General features: G+C 61.8%; 16 protein-coding genes. 11 read left to right on the top strand and 5 right to left on the bottom strand.

The genetic code is table 11. From position 1 onward, the window contains the following. Positions 1-184: 184 nt before the first annotated feature. The gene (locus tag ACF6ZU_RS16270; RefSeq protein ID WP_214380530.1) at positions 185-1,132 is read right to left on the bottom strand and encodes a LysR family transcriptional regulator; all 948 of its coding nucleotides are present in this window, start codon (positions 1,130-1,132) and stop codon (positions 185-187) included. Positions 1,133-1,284: 152 nt separating this feature from the next. Between ACF6ZU_RS16270 and ACF6ZU_RS16275 the strand changes: the two genes are divergently transcribed. After that, the gene (locus ACF6ZU_RS16275; protein ID WP_392885178.1) at positions 1,285-2,811 is read left to right on the top strand and encodes a CoA-acylating methylmalonate-semialdehyde dehydrogenase; all 1,527 of its coding nucleotides are present in this window, start codon (positions 1,285-1,287) and stop codon (positions 2,809-2,811) included. A gap of 10 nt (positions 2,812-2,821) precedes the next feature. Continuing rightward, entirely contained in the window at positions 2,822-3,709 is an 888-nt protein-coding gene (mmsB, locus tag ACF6ZU_RS16280; protein ID WP_392885179.1) for a 3-hydroxyisobutyrate dehydrogenase, read from the top strand. Between the two features lie 169 nt (positions 3,710-3,878). Here mmsB and ACF6ZU_RS16285 read toward each other — a convergent pair whose 3' ends face one another. From ACF6ZU_RS16285 to ACF6ZU_RS16295, 3 genes are all read right to left on the bottom strand, one after another. Then, complete coding sequence (locus ACF6ZU_RS16285; RefSeq protein WP_392885180.1) at positions 3,879-4,223, bottom strand: cupin domain-containing protein; 345 nt, start codon at positions 4,221-4,223, stop codon at positions 3,879-3,881. Between the two features lie 168 nt (positions 4,224-4,391). Beyond that, positions 4,392-5,795, bottom strand: a complete 1,404-nt coding sequence (locus tag ACF6ZU_RS16290) for an amino acid permease (protein WP_392885181.1) — start codon at positions 5,793-5,795, stop codon at positions 4,392-4,394. Positions 5,796-5,898: 103 nt separating this feature from the next. After that, positions 5,899-6,801: a LysR substrate-binding domain-containing protein gene (locus ACF6ZU_RS16295; RefSeq protein WP_392885182.1), complete on the bottom strand. Its 903-nt coding sequence runs from the start codon at positions 6,799-6,801 to the stop codon at positions 5,899-5,901. Positions 6,802-7,033: 232 nt separating this feature from the next. Here ACF6ZU_RS16295 and ACF6ZU_RS16300 point away from each other — a divergent pair, with 232 nt between their 5' ends. After that, entirely contained in the window at positions 7,034-7,798 is a 765-nt protein-coding gene (locus tag ACF6ZU_RS16300; RefSeq protein ID WP_392885183.1) for a sulfite exporter TauE/SafE family protein, read from the top strand. Here the strand turns inward: ACF6ZU_RS16300 and ACF6ZU_RS16305 are convergent. Further along, positions 7,788-8,102 (bottom strand): putative quinol monooxygenase, encoded by a 315-nt coding sequence (locus ACF6ZU_RS16305; protein ID WP_392885184.1) that lies wholly within the window; start codon positions 8,100-8,102, stop codon positions 7,788-7,790. The genes ACF6ZU_RS16300 and ACF6ZU_RS16305 overlap by 11 nt on opposite strands. Positions 8,103-8,265: 163 nt before the next feature. Here ACF6ZU_RS16305 and ACF6ZU_RS16310 point away from each other — a divergent pair, with 163 nt between their 5' ends. The 8 genes from ACF6ZU_RS16310 to ACF6ZU_RS16345 all read left to right on the top strand — a co-directional run bounded on the left by ACF6ZU_RS16310 (position 8,266) and on the right by ACF6ZU_RS16345 (position 17,006). Beyond that, positions 8,266-8,856, top strand: a complete 591-nt coding sequence (locus tag ACF6ZU_RS16310) for an NAD(P)H-dependent oxidoreductase (RefSeq protein ID WP_392885185.1) — start codon at positions 8,266-8,268, stop codon at positions 8,854-8,856. Positions 8,857-8,979: 123 nt separating this feature from the next. Then, on the top strand, positions 8,980-9,891 hold the full coding sequence (locus ACF6ZU_RS16315) for a LysR family transcriptional regulator (protein WP_392885186.1): 912 nt from the start codon (positions 8,980-8,982) through the stop codon (positions 9,889-9,891). 103 nt (positions 9,892-9,994) lie between these two features. Continuing rightward, positions 9,995-10,888 carry an NAD-dependent epimerase/dehydratase family protein gene (locus ACF6ZU_RS16320; RefSeq protein ID WP_392885187.1) on the top strand — a complete coding sequence of 298 codons (894 nt, stop codon included), beginning with the start codon at positions 9,995-9,997 and terminating at the stop codon, positions 10,886-10,888. A 193-nt stretch (positions 10,889-11,081) separates the two neighbouring features. After that, positions 11,082-12,527, top strand: coding sequence for a SulP family inorganic anion transporter (locus tag ACF6ZU_RS16325; RefSeq protein ID WP_392885188.1), 1,446 nt, complete (start codon positions 11,082-11,084; stop codon positions 12,525-12,527). A gap of 306 nt (positions 12,528-12,833) precedes the next feature. After that, positions 12,834-14,183 carry a gluconate:H+ symporter gene (locus ACF6ZU_RS16330; protein WP_392885189.1) on the top strand — a complete coding sequence of 450 codons (1,350 nt, stop codon included), beginning with the start codon at positions 12,834-12,836 and terminating at the stop codon, positions 14,181-14,183. Between the two features lie 15 nt (positions 14,184-14,198). Next, positions 14,199-15,059, top strand: coding sequence for a MurR/RpiR family transcriptional regulator (locus ACF6ZU_RS16335; RefSeq protein ID WP_392885190.1), 861 nt, complete (start codon positions 14,199-14,201; stop codon positions 15,057-15,059). Position 15,060: 1 nt separating this feature from the next. Then, entirely contained in the window at positions 15,061-16,518 is a 1,458-nt protein-coding gene (locus ACF6ZU_RS16340; RefSeq protein ID WP_392885191.1) for an amidohydrolase family protein, read from the top strand. 119 nt (positions 16,519-16,637) lie between these two features. After that, a complete protein-coding gene (locus ACF6ZU_RS16345; RefSeq protein ID WP_392885192.1) occupies positions 16,638-17,006 on the top strand; it encodes a glyoxalase superfamily protein in 369 nt (122 codons plus the stop codon). Positions 17,007-17,028: the final 22 nt, after the last annotated feature.

The following is a 17,028-nucleotide window of genomic DNA, read 5'->3' on the forward strand; positions in this document are numbered from 1 at the left end:
CTGAGGGACAGTTCTCAAATGCCATGCTGAATGTTCATTTGTTGGGGGCTAGCATTGGCCATTCAGTGGCGGCGAGGGTCTGAAAGCAGTTGTTACGAATTGGGTGTCAAGCGCTGGTACAAACTATCGGTAAAGGGTCTGCTGACCTCCTCAGGATTCCTCTATCTGATTCCTTGAAGAACTGTCAGTCAGCGAACAGCATGTCCCGGCGTTCGCCCATCAATAATCCCTGATTCTGCTCTGTCACTTCCCTGATGTAATCCCACAACAGGGTAATCCGCTTGAGCTTCCTCAGGTCCTCCCGGCAGTACATCCAGAACTGCCGGGTGATGTTGATCTCTTCCGGCAACACCGGCAGCAAGCGCGGATCCTGCGCCGCGAGGAAGCACGGCAGAATCGCCAGTGACCTGCCTTGCTGCGCCGCCACGAACTGTGCGATCACGCTGGTGCTGCGCAGGTTGGCGCTGGCGCCGGGCAGTACGTTGGCGAGGTACAGCAGCTCCGAGCTGAAGGCCAGGTCGTCGACATAACTGATGAATGAATGCTTGCCCAAGTCTGCCGGGCGGCGGATCGGTGGGTGCTTGTCCAGATAGTCCTGGGTCGCGTACAGCTGCAACTTGTAGTCGCAGAGTTTGCAGCAGACGTACGGGCCATGCTCCGGGCGCTCCAGGGCGATGACGATGTCCGCCTCGCGCTTGGACAGGCTGATGAAGTGCGGCAGCGGCAGGATGTCCACCGAGATCGCCGGGTAGGCATCGACGAAATGGCTCAATTGCGGGGTGATGAAAAAGCTGCCGAAACCTTCGGTGCAGCCCATCCGTACGTGCCCGGAGAGCGCCACGCCGGAACCGGAAACCTGTTCACAAGCCATGTGCAGCGTGCTTTCGATCGACTCGGCGTAACCGAGCAAACGCTGGCCTTCGGCGGTCAGGACGAAACCGCTGGTCCGGGATTTCTCGAACAGCAAAGTCCCCAGCGCCGCCTCCAGCGAGCTGATGCGCCGCGACACGGTGGTGTAGTCGACTGCCAGGCGCTTGGCCGCGGTGCTGGCCTTGCGGGTGCGGGCGACTTCGAGGAAAAACTTGAGGTCATCCCAGTTCAGCGAGCCTAAGGACGTGATGTTTTTTTGCATGATGGACCGGCTTTTATGTGCGTTCTTATTAGAAGTTTGCACATCTATACTCCAAAAACAGTCCGACAACCAAATCGCGACGCCCGTCTCATCCCCAGGCGAGTTTCTCCCCTGAAAGCTCTCTGAATAAGAACAATGTCCAGGAGACCAGCATGAACGCATCGCTCACGCCCAATGAAACCACTGTGCAAAAGGTCAAGCTGTTGATCGACGGCGAGTGGGTCGAATCCCAGACCACCGAGTGGCACGACATCGTCAACCCGGCCACCCAGCAAGTGCTGGCCAAGGTTCCGTTTGCCACCGCGCAGGAAGTCGACGCCGCGATCAGTGCCGCCCACCGCGCTTTCCAGACCTGGAAACTGACGCCGATCGGCGCGCGCATGCGCATCATGCTCAAGCTCCAGGCGTTGATTCGCGAGCACTCCAAACGCATTGCCGTGGTGCTCAGCAGCGAACAGGGCAAGACCATCGCCGATGCTGAAGGCGATATTTTCCGCGGCCTGGAAGTGGTCGAACATGCTTGCTCCATCGGCTCGCTGCAGATGGGCGAGTTCGCCGAAAACGTCGCCGGCGGTGTCGATACCTACACCCTGCGCCAGCCAATCGGCGTGTGCGCCGGCATCACCCCATTCAACTTCCCGGCGATGATTCCGCTGTGGATGTTCCCGATGGCCATCGCCTGCGGCAACACCTTCGTGCTCAAGCCGTCGGAACAGGACCCTCTGTCGACCATGCTGCTGGTGGAGCTGGCGCTTGAAGCCGGCGTTCCGGCCGGCGTGCTCAACGTGGTTCATGGCGGCAAGGATGTGGTGGATGCGCTGTGCACCCACAAGGACATCAAGGCGGTTTCCTTCGTCGGTTCGACCGCGGTCGGTACCCACGTCTACGACCTGGCCGGCAAACACGGCAAGCGCGTGCAGTCGATGATGGGCGCGAAGAACCACGCCGTGGTGCTGCCGGATGCCAACCGCGAACAAGCGCTGAATGCGCTGGTCGGCGCCGGTTTCGGCGCGGCCGGTCAACGCTGCATGGCCACATCCGTGGTGGTGTTGGTGGGCGCGGCCAAACAATGGCTGCCCGACCTGAAAGCGCTGGCGCAGAAACTGAAAGTGAATGCCGGCAGTGAGCCGGGCACCGACGTAGGCCCGGTGATTTCCAAGCGCGCCAAGGCGCGGATTCTCGACCTGATCGAAAGCGGCATCAAGGAAGGCGCCAAGCTGGAACTGGACGGACGCGACATCAGCGTTCCCGGCTACGAGCAGGGCAACTTCGTTGGCCCGACCCTGTTCTCCGGTGTGACCACCGAGATGCAGATCTACACCCAGGAAATCTTCGGCCCGGTGCTGGTGGTGCTCGAAGTGAATACCCTCGACGAGGCCATCGCACTGGTCAACGCCAACCCGTTCGGCAACGGCACGGGCCTGTTCACCCAGAGTGGTGCGGCGGCGCGCAAATTCCAGACCGAAATCGACGTCGGCCAGGTCGGCATCAACATCCCGATTCCGGTGCCGGTGCCGTTCTTCAGCTTCACCGGTTCGCGCGGTTCGAAGCTCGGCGACCTCGGTCCGTATGGCAAGCAAGTGGTGCAGTTCTACACTCAGACCAAGACCGTCACCAGCCGCTGGTTCGATGACGACAGCGTCAACGACGGTGTGAACACCACCATCAACTTGCGTTAAGGAGCCGGACATGAAAATCGCTTTTATCGGTCTCGGCAACATGGGCGCGCCGATGGCGCGCAACCTGATCAAGGCCGGTCACGCGTTGCGGTTGGTCGATCTGAACAAAACCGTTCTGGCCGAGCTGGAGCAACTGGGAGGCACCATCAGCGCCACCGCCCGTGAAGCGGCGCAAGGCGCAGAACTGGTGATCACCATGCTGCCCGCCGCGGTGCATGTACGCAGCGTGTGGCTGGGTGAAGACGGCGTGCTGGCGGGGATTGCCAAAGGCGTGCCGGCGGTGGATTGCAGCACCATCGATCCGCAAACGGCGCGTGATGTCGCGGCAGCCGCGGCCAAGCAGGGCGTGGCCATGGCCGATGCGCCGGTCTCTGGCGGTACTGGTGGTGCGGCGGCGGGGACGCTGACCTTCATGGTCGGCGCCACGCCGGAGCTGTTCGCTACCCTGCAACCGGTGCTGGCACAGATGGGCCGCAACATCGTCCACTGTGGCGAAGTCGGCACCGGGCAAATCGCCAAGATCTGCAACAACCTGCTGCTGGCGATCTCCATGGTTGGCGTCAGTGAAGCCATGGCACTGGGTGATGCGCTGGGGATCGACACCTCGGTGCTGGCCGGGATCATCAACAGTTCGACGGGGCGTTGCTGGAGTTCGGAGATGTACAACCCGTGGCCGGGCATCGTCGAAACGGCGCCGGCCTCGCGCGGTTATACCGGTGGGTTCGGTGCTGAATTGATGCTCAAGGATCTGGGGCTGGCCACGGAAGCGGCACGTCAGGCGCACCAACCGGTGGTGCTCGGCGCAGTGGCCCAGCAGTTGTATCAGGCGATGAGCCAGCGCGGGGAGGGTGGCAAGGACTTCTCGGCGATCATCAACAGCTACCGCAAACCGCAATAAAACCTGTAGGAGCGAGCTTGCTCGCGAAAAACTCGTGAGCAACGCGGGGTGTCAGACTCCCCGCATCATCGTTAACGACCATCGCGAGCAGGCTCGCTCCTACAGGGGACAGTGTTCGCATCGACATTTACCGGGAAATCACGTCGGGTGATTCCCCGGTTTTTTTGCATCAGGCAAACACGAAATACTTGCGCACGGTTTCAACCACTTCCCAGGTGCCTTTCATCCCCGGCTCGATGACGAAGATATCGCCCGCGCGCAGGTGGATCGGCTCTTTGCCTTCCGGGGTGATGATGCAATAGCCCTCGCGGAAGTCGCAGTATTCCCACTTCACGTATTCCACGTACCACTTGCCCGGCGTGCAGATCCAGGTGCCCATGATCTTGCTGCCGTCTTCGCTGGTGTAGGCGTTGAGGTTGACGGTGTGCGGGTCGCCTTCGAGCTTTTCCCATTTGCAGGCGTCGAGCACTGGCAGTGGATGGGTATCGCGAAGAACGGTAATCGGTGAGGACATGATGACTCCGGGCGTGAGGGAGAACTGAAGTCGCACCCTATAGGGCTTGGTGCGGCGTCAGTTGTCTGTGCTCGACATCGGGGTGTCCAGAAGCGCGCGGTCACTGACACAAACCATAAAAAAAGCCCCGGAATTCATTGAATGCCGGGGCGTTTTTTTATGCAGTGTTTATTGAGTTACTGGCAGGTTTCGCTTTCTGGCAATGCGCAGCCGGTAGCAAACGTAGATCAGCAACACCCACACCGGCATGGCGTAAACCGACGCACGCACCGGCGGAATCATCCAGATGACGACGATGATCACGGCCATGAACGCCAGGCACAGGTAGTTGGTGTACGGCGACCAGAACGCCTTGAAGCCCGGCACGACGCCGCGCTGGGTCATGGCCTTGCGGAACTTCAAATGCGTCAGGCTGATCAGCGCCCAGTTGATCATCAGGGACGCGACCACCAGGGCAAACAGCAACTCCAACGCTTCATGGGGCGCAACGTAGTTGACCAGCACGGCGAGCATCGTGATCAGCGCCGACACGCCCAGCGCGAGCAGCGGCACGCCTTGCTTGTTCAGCTTCATCAACGCCTTCGGCGCATCGCCTTGTTCGGCCAGGCCGTAGAGCATGCGGCTGTTGCAGTAGACGCCGCTGTTGTAGACCGAGAGCGCGGCGGTGAGCACCACGAAGTTGAGGATCTGCGCGGCGGTGTCGCTGCCGATCAAGGCGAAAATCTGCACGAACGGGCTGCCGCTGTACGCATCGCCCGAGGCGCCCAGGGTTTGCAGCAATTGGTCCCACGGGTACAGCGACAGCAGCACGGTGAGTGCGCCGACGTAGAAGATCAGCACCCGATAAACCACCTGGTTGATGGCCTTGGGAATGACCTTTCTCGGTTCGCTGGCTTCGGCGGCGGTGATGCCGACCAGTTCCAGGCCGCCGAAGGAGAACATGATGAACGCCATCGCCATCAGCAAACCGTTGGTGCCGTTGGGGAAGAAACCGCCGTGGCTCCACAGGTTGCTCACCGACGCTTGCGGGCCGCCGGTGCCGCTGAACAGCATGTAGCAGCCCAGCAGGATCATGCCGATGATCGCCACGACCTTGATGATCGCGAACCAGAATTCCATTTCGCCGAAGACTTTGACGTTCAACGTATTGATCAGGTTGACCAGCACGAAGAACACCGCCGCGCTGACCCAGGTGGGCACTTCCGGCCACCAGAACTGCACGTACTTGCCGACGGCCGTCAGCTCGGCCATGCCCACCAGCACATACAGCACCCAGTAGTTCCAGCCGGACAGGAAACCGGCAAAACCGCCCCAGTAATTGTGGGCGAAGTGGCTGAACGAGCCGGCCACCGGCTCCTCGACAATCATTTCGCCCAGTTGGCGCATGATCAGGAACGCGATGAACCCGGCAATCGCGTAGCCGAGGATCATCGACGGTCCGGCGGACTTGAGCACCCCGGCGGAGCCCAGGAACAGCCCCGTACCAATGGCTCCGCCCAGCGCGATCAGTTGAATGTGTCGATTCTTCAACCCCCGCTTGAGCGTTGCCTGTTGCAAGATTTCATCCGCCATCGGATTCCCTTTTGGTTGTTATGGCCAAGCCTGATTTCAAAGCGCAGATATTACTCTGCGCGGCCTTCGCCATACAGGTGCCTGTTGGGCCAAACACTGGTTTTCAAAGGCTCTCGGTCCGGTTTTGCGCGCGCAACGTGTCAAGCAAGGCCTTGGCGTAACCGGGCAGGCCGCTGAACGAGCGCGCGCACAACAGCAGTTTTCGCTGCGCCCAGTCTTCTTTCAGGGCGAAGCTTTTGAACGCTTGATCGCCGGTTCGGCGCTGGATCGCCACCCGCGGCACAATCGCCAGTCCGGCACCGCGCGCGACCATGCGCATCACCCCGTCGAAACCTTCCGCACGGATGCGGATTTGCAGGCGTGCGCCCGCGTGCAATGCCTGTTCCTCGAGGTACACCGCCAGCGCGCTGTTGGCGTTCAGGCCGACGTAATCGTGAGGCAGGGTGTCGTTGAAGGTGAGTGTCGCCTTGTTCGCCAGGGGATGGTCGGGCGGCATGATCAGCACCAGCGGATCGTCGCGAAAGGGCAGGGTGTCGAGGGCGTGGGTGTCCACGGCATCGGAGACGATGCCAAGGTCCGCCGCACCCTGGCGCAACGCATGGACGATGCGCAGGCTCGGCATCTCCTGCAGGTCGATGTCGAGGTTGGGGTGACGGCACAGGAAATCCGCCAGCACTTCCGGCAGGTGCTCGGTGATTGCCGTGGTGTTGCACAACAGGCGCACCTGGCCTTTGACGCCGTTGGCGTATTCGGCCAGGTCCTGTTGCATGCGTTCGGCATGTTGCAGCAACAGCCGGGCGTGTTGCGCCAGGGCTTTGCCCGCCGGCGTGGGCGTGACGCCGCGCCGCCCGCGCTCGAGAAAGTCGATGCCGAGCGAAGACTCCATGGCGCGGATCCGCGCGCTCGCCGCCGCCAGGGACAAATGGCTGCGCGCGGCACCGGCGGTGATGTTGCCGGTGTCGAGGATGTTCAGGTAGAGGCGCAGGTCGGTCAGGTCGAAGTGCATCGGTACAGCCTCGGGAGGTGTGGTGTCTGGGCGGGCGTCTTCGCGAGCAGGCTCGCTCCCACAAGGTTTGTGTTGTTCACAAAATGGGCGAACGACTCAAAAACCTGTAGGAGCTGGCTTGCCGGCGATGGCGTCAGTCAGCCAAACAAATTCATAAGCCTCTGCCAAAACAAGAGGCACCCTCAGTATATGGCAGATTTTCACCCGACCATTCCGGGCTCAGGATAAGCCCATGAATACACTCGCCGCGTTCTACCAAAACCTCGGCCTGACCCTTTCCCTGATGGTCATCGCCACCTTTCTGCTCGCGGGCATGATCAAAGGCGTGATTGGCCTCGGCCTGCCCACCATCGCCATGGGCCTGCTTGGTCTGGCTATGGCGCCGTCGCAGGCTGCGGCGCTGCTGATCATTCCCGCGACCCTGACCAACGTCTGGCAACTGGCATTCGGCGGGCATCTGCGCGGGCTGGTCAAACGGTTGTGGCCGATGCTGCTGGCGATCTTCATCGGCACCGGCGCCGGAACATTGTGGATCGGCATGGCCGGCGGTCACTGGGTGGTGCGGGGCTTGGGCGCGGCACTGTTGCTCTATGCGCTGAGCGGCTTGTTCCTGCCGGCCCTGCGCGTTGGCAGTCACAGCGAACGCTGGCTCGCTCCGCTGTGCGGCGTGCTGACCGGCGTGATCACCTCGGCCACCGGCGTGTTCGTGATTCCGGCGGTGCCGTACCTGCAAGCGTTGGGCTTGAGCAAGGATGAGCTGGTGCAGGCGCTGGGCCTGTCGTTCACCGTCTCGACCCTCGCCCTCGCCGGCGGCCTGTTGTGGCGTGGAGCGCTGGGCGGGGGCGAGTTGAGCGCGTCATTGCTGGCGCTGATCCCGGCGGTGCTCGGCATGTTGCTCGGCCAGTGGCTGCGTCAGCGCATCAGCGCCGTGCTGTTCAAGCGCGTGTTCTTCATCGGCCTCGGTGTGCTCGGCGGCCATCTGTTGATCAGCGGGTAGCGGACGACGGGCTGAGCATGTCGATGGCGCGGATGTCGAAGTCCCGCTCCAGGTAGTCGTCGCGCTGTGCGAGGAACTGCTTCATGTGCGGCAGGTTCGAGTGCACGTCGAGGTGCGCCTGGGATTGCCAGATCTCGAAGAAGATAAACAGGCTTGGGTCCTGTTTGTCGCGCAGCATGTGGTACTCGATGCAGCCGGGCTCGGCGCGACTCGCTTCTACATAGCCACGGAAGAACGCTTCGAAGGCGTCGGATTTTTCCGGGCGGGTCTTGGCTTGCAGGATGAAGCCTTGGATTTCACTCATTCAGAAACCTCCTCACGTTAAGAATCGGCGCCAGTTTAGGGCAACAATCGCCTGTCGATTCGTGCGTATGGGTCAAATGAATTTTGCGGATTCGGGGCTTATTCCACGCGAGGGTGGTGGTTAACCTGCCGCCATCCACTTTCTGACCCTTCCGAGATTTCCCATGAAAAAAGTCCTGCTGCTCAATGGCGGCAAAAAATTCGCGCATTCCGATGGCCGCTACAACACCACCCTGCATGAAGCCGCGTTGAGCGTGCTGGATCGTGGCGGTGTCGACGTGAAAACCACCTTTATCGACGAGGGGTACGACGTCGCTGAAGAAGTCGCCAAATTCCTCTGGGCCGACGTGATCATTTATCAGATGCCCGGCTGGTGGATGGGCGCGCCGTGGACCGTGAAGAAGTACATCGACGAAGTCTTCACCGAAGGCCACGGCAGCCTCTACGCCAGCGACGGTCGCACCCGTTCCGACGCCTCGCAAAAGTACGGCAGCGGTGGCCTGGTGCACGGCAAGCAATACATGTTGTCGCTGACCTGGAACGCACCGCAGCAAGCGTTTGACGACCCGACCGATTTCTTCGAAGGCAAGGGCGTGGACGCGGTGTACTTCCCGTTCCACAAGGCCAACGAGTTCCTCGGCATGACCGGCCTGCCGACGTTCCTGGCGGTTGACGTGATGAAGCGTCCGAACATCGAAGGTGATGTGGCGCGCTATGAGCAGCACCTGAATGAGGTGTTCGGCCTGAAGGCGTAAGGTTCGGCTACTATCGACATCTGTAGGAGCCGGCTTGCCGGCGATGGCGTCTTCAAATGCGCCATCGCCGGCAAGCCGGCTCCTACAAAAACAATCGGCGGTGACTATCGATAAGGAATACGCGTGAAAGCCAGATCCGATGAGTTGCAGATTTTCGTCTGCGTGATTGAGTGCGGATCGATCTCCGCTGCCGCCGAACAGGTCGGGCAAACGCCTTCGGCGGTCAGCCGCACGTTGTCGCGGCTGGAAGCCAAGCTCGATACCACGCTGATCAACCGCACCACGCGCCGCATGGACCTGACCGAGGAGGGCAAGTACTTCTTCGAACATGCCAAGCTGATTCTCGACCAGATGGACGAGCTCGAAGAGCGCCTGTCCTCGCGTCAGCAAACCCCGTCCGGGCGTTTGCGGATCAACGCCGCTTCGCCGTTCATGCTGCACGCCATCGTGCCGTACATCGACGAGTTCCGCCGGCTCTATCCGGACATTCAACTGGAGCTCAACAGCAACGACCTGATCATCGACCTGCTGGAACAGAGCACCGACATCGCCATCCGTATCGGCACACTGGCCGACTCGACCCTGCACGCCCGTTCGCTGGGTTGCAGCCCGCTGCACATCGTCGCCAGCCCGGCGTACCTTGAGCAGCACGGCACGCCGGTGGTGGTCGAGGATCTGAACGCGCACGCGTTGCTCGGCTTTACCCATAACGAAGGCCTCAACCAATGGCCGTTGCGCTATGTGCATGGCGATCGCTGGCCGATCCAGGCGGCAATCAGCGCGTCCAGCGGCGAAACCATCAGGCACCTGGCGCTCGAAGGCCAGGGCATTGCCAGCCTCTCGCATTTCATGACCATCGACGACATCCGCGCCGGGCGCCTGAAAGTGCTGCTGGCGGACTTCAACAGTGGCTATCGCCAGCCGATCAACGCGGTGTACTACCGTAACTCGCAACTGGCCTTGCGGATTCAATGCTTCCTGGACTTTATCCAGGGCAAGTTGGCGGTCTACGCAAACTCGGATTTCAAGGGCTGATTCGTGATCCCTGCGCAAGAGTGAATTGGGTCAACGGGGATTTTTCGTCAGTAAAGACTCCTTGATACTCGTTGCATCACTTATTAACGCAGGGAGTTTCTCCATGAACGTATTCGTTACCGGCGCCGCCGGTTTTATCGGCGGCTCCATCGCTACCGGCCTGGTCCGCGCTGGCCACACGGTCACCGGCCTGGTGCGCAGCCCGGAACAAGCCAACGAATTGAGTGCGCTGGGCATCACCCCGGTCATCGGCACTCTTGACGACAGCGCACTATTGGCCAAACAAGCCCGCGCGGCCGATGCCGTGATCAACGCGGCCAGCAGCGACCATCGCGGCGCGGTGGAGGCTTTGCTCGATGCCTTGCGCGGTTCCAGTAAAGTGTTCCTGCACACCAGTGGCTCGAGCATCGTCGGCGATGCCTCAGGCGGTAAATCCAGCGACGTCATCTACCACGAAGACAGCCTGCCGGAACCGACCGTCGACAAGGCCGCCCGCGTGGCCATCGACAACCTGATCCTCGCCGCGGCGAAGGACGGCGTGAACTCGGCCGTGATCTGCAACACTCTGATCTACGGCCACAGCCTGGGCGTCAAACGCGACAGCGTGCAGTTGCCGCGCCTGCTGAAACAGGCGCGCAAAAGCGGCGTTGTGCGCCATGTCGGCAGCGGCCAGAACATCTGGTCCAACGTGCACATCGAAGACGTGGTGTCCCTGTACCTGCTGGCCCTGACGAAAAATGTACCGGGCACGTTCTACTTTGTTGAAAGCAGTGAAGCGTCGTTCATCGAGATGACCACGGCGATTGCCCAGGCGCTGAATCTGGGCGAGCCGCAGGACTGGCCGTTGAAAGACGCCGAGGCCGAGTGGGGCTATGAAATGGCCAACTACGGTTTGGGCTCCAACAGCCGGGTGCGCGGCAAGCATGCGTGGGAATTGCTGGGCTGGGCGCCGAAGCGCACGTCGGTGGTGGAGTGGATTCTTAACGAGATGGTGTGAGTTCGCTCCAGACCGCGTCGCTTCCATCGCGAGCAGGCTCGCTCCCACAGGGAACCTTCGTCGTACGGAGATCCATTGTGGGAGCGAGACCGGCTTACCGGCGATGACTTTTTTTGCCTCCCTGCAACTGGCCGGGTCGCCCTCAATTCCGTACCATCCGCCCCCTCTTTCCCAGTTGTGTCCAGTCCTCACCATGAAAGCCAACCGTCTGCGCGCCGATGTCCTGGCCGGGCTCACCACGTCGTTCGCCTTGCTGCCCGAATGCATCGCCTTCGCGCTCGTAGCCCACCTCAATCCGTTGATGGGGCTTTACGGCGCTTTCATCATTTGTACCCTTACCGCGCTGTTCGGCGGGCGACCGGGGATGGTCTCCGGCGCGGCCGGTTCCATGGCGGTGGTGATCGTCGCGCTGGTGGTGCAACACGGTGTGCAGTATTTGCTCGCGACGGTGTTGCTGGGCGGGTTGATCATGCTGGCGTTCGGCTTGCTGAAGCTGGGCAAGCTGGTGCGAATGGTGCCGCACCCGGTGATGCTGGGTTTCGTCAACGGCCTGGCGATCATCATCGCGTTGGCGCAACTCGAACATTTCAAGAGCGGTGAGGCCTGGCTCAGCGGCACGCCGTTGTACCTGATGACGGGGCTGGTGGCGCTGACGATGGCGATCGTCTATCTGCTGCCGCGCCTGACCCGCGCTGTGCCGCCGGCGCTGGTGGCTATTCTCGGCGTCGGCGTGGCGGTGTATCTGCTCGGCCTGCCGACCCGCACCCTGGGCGACATGGCACACATTGCCGGTGGCTTGCCGACATTTGCCCTGCCGGACATTCCGTGGACGCTGGACACCCTGCGCATCATCGCGCCCTACGCGATTCTGATGGCGCTGGTCGGCCTGCTGGAAACCCTGCTGACCCTCAACCTGACCGACGAAATCACCGAGAGCCGCGGCTTCCCGGATCGCGAGTGCGTGGCGCTGGGGGCGGCCAACATGGTCTCCGGTGTGTTTGGCGGCATGGGCGGTTGCGCAATGATCGGCCAGACCGTGATCAACCTCAGCTCCGGTGGCCGTGGCCGGCTGTCCGGCGTGGTGGCGGGCGTGCTGATTCTGTTGTTCATCCTGTTCCTGTCACCGCTAATCGAGCGCATCCCGCTGGCCGCCCTGGTCGGGGTGATGTTCGTGGTCTCGCAACAGACGTTTGCCTGGGCATCGTTGCGCGTGGTCAACAAGGTGCCGCTGAACGACGTGCTGGTGATCGTCGCCGTGACGGTCATCACCGTGTTCACCGACCTGGCCACCGCCGTGCTCTGCGGGATCATCATCGCCGCGCTCAATTTCGCCTGGCAGCAGGCCCGCGAGCTGTATGCCGACAGCCACCTCGAAGCCGACGGCAGCAAGCTGTACCTGCTGCACGGCACGCTGTTCTTCGCCTCGACCACGCCGTTTCTCAATCAGTTCGATCCGGCCAACGACCCGTCGGTGGTGACGATCGATTGCCGCCACCTGAACTTCGTCGACTACTCGGCCATCGCCGCGCTGAAAACCCTGCGCGAGCGCTACGCCAAGGCGGGGAAACATCTGCGGGTGCTGCATTTGTCCGAGCGCTGCAAGAAGCTGCTCAAGCGGGCGCGGGTCAGTCACGACTGATCTATCAATCCTCTGGGCTGCGACCATTCCCTGTAGGAGCGAGCCTGCTCGCGAAAAACGTTCAGACAACGCGTTCATTCAGACAGCGCGCGTTATCGTTGACGTCCATCGCGAGCAGGCTCGCTCCTACAAGGGAGCGGATGTAAATCCGCCTGCCTGATTTTCATATTCATCGACCTCGCATACCTCTGCGCGACATCCCTTACCCTTGCACGAAAATTACTTTCACCTCGTTTGAATATCACGCCTCGAAATGTTTTAAGAGTTTCACAACCCATTCGACGTGACCCTTTCGAGGAGTACCGCATGACCCTGTCCTTCGGCTATTGGCTGCTGGTGTATGCCGCCATCGCCATCATTGCGCTGATCGTGCTGATCGCCCGTTACCGGCTCAATCCCTTCATCGTCATCACCCTGGTGTCCATCGGCCTGGCGCTGCTGGCCGGAATGCCGCCGTCCGGTGTGGTCGGCGCCTATGAGGCGGGGGTTGGCAAGACCCTGGGGCACATTGCGCTGGTGGTGGCGCTGGGCACCATGCTCGGCAAGATGATGGCCGAGTCCGGCGGTGCCGAGCAGGTGGCGCGGACCTTGATCGACCGTTTTGGCGAGAAGAACGCGCACTGGGCGATGGTCTGTATCGCGTTCCTGGTCGGGCTGCCGCTGTTCTTCGAGGTCGGTTTTGTCTTGCTGGTGCCGATCGCGTTTACCGTGGCGCGCCGCGTCGGCGTGTCGATCCTGATGGTCGGCCTGCCGATGGTCGCCGGGCTGTCGGTGGTGCATGCGCTGGTGCCGCCGCACCCGGCGGCGATGCTGGCGGTGCAGGTGTATGGGGCGTCGGTGGGGCAGACGCTGATGTACGCGATTTTGATCGGCATTCCGACGGCGATCATCGCCGGGCCGCTGTACGCCAAGTTCATCGTGCCGCGCATTCAACTGCCGGCGGAAAACCCGCTGGAACGCCAGTTCCTCGACCGTGAACCACGCGACAGCCTGCCGGGCTTTGGCATCACCATGGCGACCATCCTGTTGCCGGTGGTGCTGATGCTGATCGGCGGCTGGGCCAACCTGATTTCCACACCGGGCAGCGGCTTCAACCAGTTTTTGCTGTTCATCGGCAACTCGGTGATCGCGCTGTTGCTGGCAACCTTGCTGAGCTTCTGGACCCTCGGCATCGCCCAGGGCTTCAACCGTGAATCGATCCTCAAGTTCACCAACGAATGCCTGGCGCCGACCGCCAGCATCACCTTGCTGGTGGGCGCCGGCGGCGGTTTGAACCGGATCCTGGTGGACGCCGGCGTGACCGACCAGATCGTCAGCCTGGCCCACGAATTCCACCTGTCGCCGCTGATCATGGGCTGGCTGTTCGCGGCACTGATGCGCATCGCCACGGGTTCGGCCACGGTGGCCATGACCACGGCGTCGGGCATCGTCGCGCCGGTGGCGATTGGCCTGGGCTACCCGCATCCGGAATTGCTGGTGCTGGCCACCGGCGCCGGCTCGGTGATTTTTTCCCACGTCAACGACGGCGGCTTCTGGTTGATCAAGGAATACTTCAACATGAGCGTCGCCCAGACCTTCAAGACCTGGACCGTGCTGGAGACCATTATTTCGGTGGTGGCTTTTGCGCTGACTGTGGGTCTTTCTTACCTGATTTAACCGGAGTCGCCTGCCATGGACATCCTCTACCAGATTCGCGCCCGTCAGGATTCCTTCAGCGCCGGCGAAGGACGCATCGCGCGGCTGATGCTCGACGACGTCGGATTCGCCTCTGCCGCCAGCCTCGATGAGCTGGCCCTGCGGGCGGAAGTCAGCACCGCCACGCTGTCGCGTTTCGCCCGCACGGTGGGGTGTCGTGACCTGCGTGATCTGCGCCTGCAACTGGCGCAGGCCAGCGGCGTCGGCAGCCGCTTTCTCGACCCGGCGGGCACGCCCGATCAGTCGGCGTTCTATGGGCAGATCGTCGGCGATATCGAGTCGACCTTGCGCCAGCATCTGTCAGCCTTCGACGAGTCGCGCTTCGCCGATGCGGTGAAATTGCTGGGCAAGGCGCGGATGATTCATGCGTTCGGCATGGGCGGTTGCTCGACCTTGTGCAGCGACGAACTGCAGGTGCGCCTGGTGCGGCTCGGTTACCCGATTGCGGTCTGCCACGACGCGGTGATGATGCGTATTACCGCCGCCAGCCTCAGCGCCGAGCACGTGGTGATTGTCTGCTCGCTGACCGGCATCACTCCCGAGTTGTTAGAAACCGTGGAACTGGCGCGCAACTACGGCGCACCGATTCTCGCCATCACCCGCGCCGACTCGCCGCTGGCGCAACTGGCCGACATCGTGCTGCCGCTGCAAAGCGCCGAAACCTCGTTCATCTACAAACCCACGGCGGCGCGCTACGGCATGCTGCTGGCCATCGATGTGCTTGCCACCGAGCTGGCGCTGGCCAATCCTGAAGACAATCAAGAACGTCTGCGGCGGATCAAGCTCGCCCTCGACGATTACCGCGGCGGCGACGATCACTTGCCGCTGGGAGACTGACATGATGTACGACACGCTGATTCGCAACGCCCTGATCATCGACGGCAGCAACGCCCCCGGTTATCCCGCCGACGTGGCGATCCGCAACGGCCGCATCGAGCGCATCGGCGACTTGCACGACGCAACGGCGACCGAAGAAATCGACGCCGCTGGCCGGGTCCTGGCGCCGGGTTTCATCGATGTGCACACCCATGACGACACGGTGGTGATCCGCCAGCCGCAGATGCTGCCCAAGCTCAGCCAAGGCGTGACCACGGTGATCGTCGGCAACTGCGGTATCAGCGCGTCGCCGGTGAGCCTGAAAGGCGATCCACCGGACCCGATGAACCTGCTCGGCACTTCGGCGGCCTTCGTTTATCCGACCTTCAGCGATTACCGCGCGGCGGTCGAAGCGGCGAACACCACGCTGAACGTCGCCGCCCTGGTCGGTCACACCGCGTTGCGCAGCAATCACCTCGACGACCTGTTTCGTACCGCCACGCCGGATGAAATCAGTGCCATGCGTGAACAACTGCGTGAAAGCCTCGAAGCCGGTGCCTTGGGTTTATCCACAGGCCTGGCGTATGCCAGCGCGTTCTCGGCGTCGACCGATGAAGTGATGCAACTGACCGAAGAACTGACCGCGTTCGGCGCGGTGTACACCACCCATTTGCGCAGCGAATTCGAGCCGGTGCTGGAGGCCATGGACGAGGCGTTCCAGATCGGCCGTCATGCCCGATCCCCGGTGATCATTTCCCACCTCAAATGCGCCGGCGCCGGTAACTGGGGGCGCAGTCCACAGCTGCTGGCCTCGCTCGAAGAAGCGGCGAAAACCCACCCGGTCGGTTGCGATTGTTATCCCTACGCGGCCAGCTCTTCGACCCTGGACCTCAAGCAGGTCACCGACGCGCACCGCATCACCATCACCTGGTCGACGCCGCACCCGGAACTGGGTGGCCGCGACCTGATGGACATCGCCGCCGAATGGGACGTATCGCTGCTGGACGCCGCCCGCCGTCTGCAACCGGCGGGCGCGGTGTACTACGGAATGGACGAGGCGGACGTACGCAGCATCCTCGCGCATCCGCTGTCGATGGTCGGTTCCGACGGCTTGCCGGAAGACCCGTTTCCGCACCCGCGTTTGTGGGGCGCTTTCCCACGGGTGCTTGGGCATTTCAGTCGCGACATCGGGCTGTTTCCGTTGCACACGGCGGTGCACAAGATGACCGGTCTGTCGGCGGCGCGATTTGGCTTGAAGGAACGAGGCGAAATCCGTGAAGGGCATTGGGCGGACCTGGTGTTGTTCAACCCGGCCACCATCCGCGATGTCGCCGATTTCAATGACCCGCAACGGGCGGCCGAAGGCATCGACGGTGTGTGGGTCAACGGTGTGTTGAGTTACAGCGACGGCCAGGCGAACGGCAAAAGGGAAGGGCGGTTTCTGGCGCGGGAAGGGGATTTGCGGGACGGTTTTCAATGACCGTTTCGAGTGCTGCGTCACAGTGATGGCACATTGCAATTAAAGAAAGCCCCGGCCAAGCCGAAGCGTTAAGACTGGCCTTGATACACTCCGGGCCTCAATAGTCTGGGAGCAACGAGATGAGCTTCGGCAAAACCACCCCGATCCTGCGGATTTTCGATGAGACCAAGGCCGTGGAATTCTACGTCGACTTCCTGGGTTTCAAGATCGACTGGCAGCATCGTTTCGAGCCGAATTTCCCGCTGTACCTGCAAGTCTCCCGGGGCGAATGCGTGCTGCACCTGTCCGAACATCACGGCGACAGCACGCCGGGCTCGGCATTGCGCATCGAGACCGATGAGCTGGAAGCCTTCCAGCAGCAACTGTTGGCCAAGGAATACAAGTTCTCGCACCCGCAGATCCAGGCCATGCCCTGGGGTAGCCAGGACATGACCATCAGCGATCCGTTTGGTAATCGCTTGGTGTTTACCAATGCGATCAGTGTTTGATTGACAGAGGCTACCCAGGCGC

This window comes from Pseudomonas migulae (genome assembly GCF_043225285.1).
GTDB classification, from domain to species: domain Bacteria; phylum Pseudomonadota; class Gammaproteobacteria; order Pseudomonadales; family Pseudomonadaceae; genus Aquipseudomonas; species Aquipseudomonas migulae_C.